This window comes from Albidovulum sp. (genome assembly GCF_049646345.1).
Taxonomy (GTDB): domain Bacteria; phylum Pseudomonadota; class Alphaproteobacteria; order Rhodobacterales; family Rhodobacteraceae; genus Albidovulum.
Genome location: NZ_JBARVQ010000276.1, coordinates 1 through 2,379, shown reverse-complemented (window position 1 = coordinate 2,379; position 2,379 = coordinate 1). Strand labels below are relative to the sequence as shown.

Genomic DNA, 2,379 nt, shown 5'->3' with positions numbered 1-2,379 from the left:
GTGACACATCGCCCAGATATGCGCAGAAACCATCTGCGCTGGTGGTCGCCTGTCGGGAGGAATATGGGCCGATAACTCGATTGCCGCCCGTTCCAGCACACCCAGTGCTCGCCCCGAGAGCATCGCCAGTTCCGGTGTCCGGTTTACAGAAATCCCGCTTTCGAACATTGCAACATAGTGTCCCGGATATTTTCTGGCGAACGCGAGATAGGCCCGGCCGGTCGATTCGAATGACGCAAGCGCCGAGGGCTGGCCCTTCTTGTAGGCGTAATCCATCAAATCCGCAAAAACCTCATAGCCTTGCCGCGCGGCTTCGGCGATCAGGTCCTCGCGGCCCTCGAAATGACGGTAAACCGCAGCAGGGGTCACGCCTGCCTGTTTCGCAGCTTCCGACAAGGTGAAGCCGGTCGGCCCTTTTTCCTCGATGAGAGTCAGGGCGGCATCGACCAGCGCCTGTCGCAGGTTGCCGTGATGATAGCCGCGTTTAGACATCCCAGATGTCTGGTCCTCCACAGATCTTGCTGTCGGCAGGTGCTATGGATTTGGGGTTTTTCCCAGAAAATTCAATGCTTGATAGGACAGTCTGGATGGCGGCAATCCGCGCGCGCGACTTGTCGTCAGAGCGGATGACCGTCCATGGAGCGAAGGGTGTGTGTGATCGCTCGAAGGTTTCGGCAATGGCATCGGAATAGGCGTCCCATTTCTTCAGGCCCTCGACGTCGATCCAGCTCAGCTTCCATTGCTTGAGGGGATCGGTCTCGCGTGCCAGGAAGCGGCGCAACTGTTCGGCGCGACCGACGTTCAGCCAAAGCTTGACCAGCGTGATACCTTCATTCACCAGCATCTCTTCAAACTCGGGAAGCTGGTGAAAGAACCTCTCGCGCTGCTCCGGGGTGCAAAACCCGAAGACATGCTCGACAACGCCGCGATTGTACCAGCTGCGGTCGAAAAGCACGATCTCGCCCGAGGTTGGCAGTTCTTCCACATAGCGCTGGAAATACCATTGGCCGGCCTCGGTATCGGAAGGCTTGGACAACGCAACAACGCGCGCGATGCGCGGGTTCAGGTTTTCGGTCATCGCCTTGATCGTGCCGCCCTTGCCGGCTGCATCGCGACCTTCGAAAACGACTACGACGCGCTTGCCGGTTTCAGCGACATCGGCCTGAAGCCGGACCAATTGTTCCTGAAGCCCGTCCATGACCTTCTTGTAGTCGTCCTTGTCGAGCCGCTTTTCGTAGGGGTAACTGTCTGACAGGATGTCTTTCTTGCTGCCTTCGGAGATGGCCTGCCTCACTTCTTCGGGAACTTCCTTTTCGTAGAATTCGGTGATTGCACCATCAAAGGGCAGCGACATCGTACCAACCTTTCCTCAACTGTTCCGCTAGTATCGCTATTTGCCCGCGCCACGCAATGCGGCGCGTTCGGCCGCCCGATTGATCGCCGCGATGACGTCCGGCATGGCGACATGATGCGGCATATGACCAATGCCAGGCAGCAAAGTCATATTCGCCCCTTCGATATCGTCGGCAAGCTTTGCGGAATGAATGCCCGCTAGAACCGTCACATCTTCGGTGCCATGGATGATTTCCACCGGCACTGAAATCTCGTTGTACCTGGGGACCATTTCCGCGATTTCGGAATGCAATCCCCTGCGCATCCGGGCATTCGCACGCATCGATCGCCGACGAAGCGACAATGCCGGTGCGAAATGCCGGGCGTAGCCGGTCGGGGCCGGCTGTGGCCGAAAAACGGCCTCTACCTCGGCATTGACCTTCTGGTCGGGTGCGAAGGCCGTCAGCAAAGGCACCGCAACGGCTTGGCCAAGCGGGTGCGACAGAACCGTGTAGTAAGCGCCAAGGCCGGTCGTCCATGGATGCGAAGGCGCTGATATCGTGACAAGCGCGGCGATGTTCTGGGGGAAGTCCAGCGCCCAGGCCAGTGCGACCGCGCCACCGTAGCTTTGTCCCACAACGATTGGTTTGCTGGCGCCCAAGGCTTCGGCCGTCGCCTGCAAGAGCCGCGCCTGGATGGCCAGGGTTTCGCCGCCCTGATGCAGGTCGCTCCAGCCCATGCCGGGGCGGTCTATGGCAATGACCCTGTAATGCTTCGCCAAGGCGGGCACCATCGAAAATGTAAAATCGCGCACCGACCCGGATGACCCGTGGATCAGCACGACATCAGGGCCGGATCCCGCGACGACCGCATGCATCCGGGTGCCCTGAACATCCAGAAACTGGCCTTCCGGTGGAAAGTCCGCTGCGGCGGCGCGTTCGCGCCGGTTTGCCCTTAAATGCGTGACTAGGGCCGCGAGCAGCAGCACGAGGACGGCGATTACTCCGGTCTCAACACCCAATTTGGGCCATGTCGAATGGCGTGGAC

3 protein-coding genes are annotated in these 2,379 nt (G+C 59.6%); all 3 read right to left on the bottom strand.

The features are described from left to right. The coding region (locus tag WBB85_RS06615; RefSeq protein WP_432637834.1) for a TetR/AcrR family transcriptional regulator at nt 1–492 on the bottom strand (492 nt) is incomplete at its 3' end. After that, the gene (ppk2, locus tag WBB85_RS06610) at nt 485–1,354 is read right to left on the bottom strand and encodes a polyphosphate kinase 2 (protein WP_432637833.1); all 870 of its coding nucleotides are present in this window, start codon (nt 1,352–1,354) and stop codon (nt 485–487) included. The genes ppk2 and WBB85_RS06615, both read right to left, overlap by 8 nt. 36 nt (nt 1,355–1,390) lie before the next feature. Then, nucleotides 1,391–2,320 (bottom strand): alpha/beta fold hydrolase, encoded by a 930-nt coding sequence (locus tag WBB85_RS06605; RefSeq protein WP_432637835.1) that lies wholly within the window; start codon nt 2,318–2,320, stop codon nt 1,391–1,393. Nucleotides 2,321–2,379 lie beyond the last annotated feature (59 nt).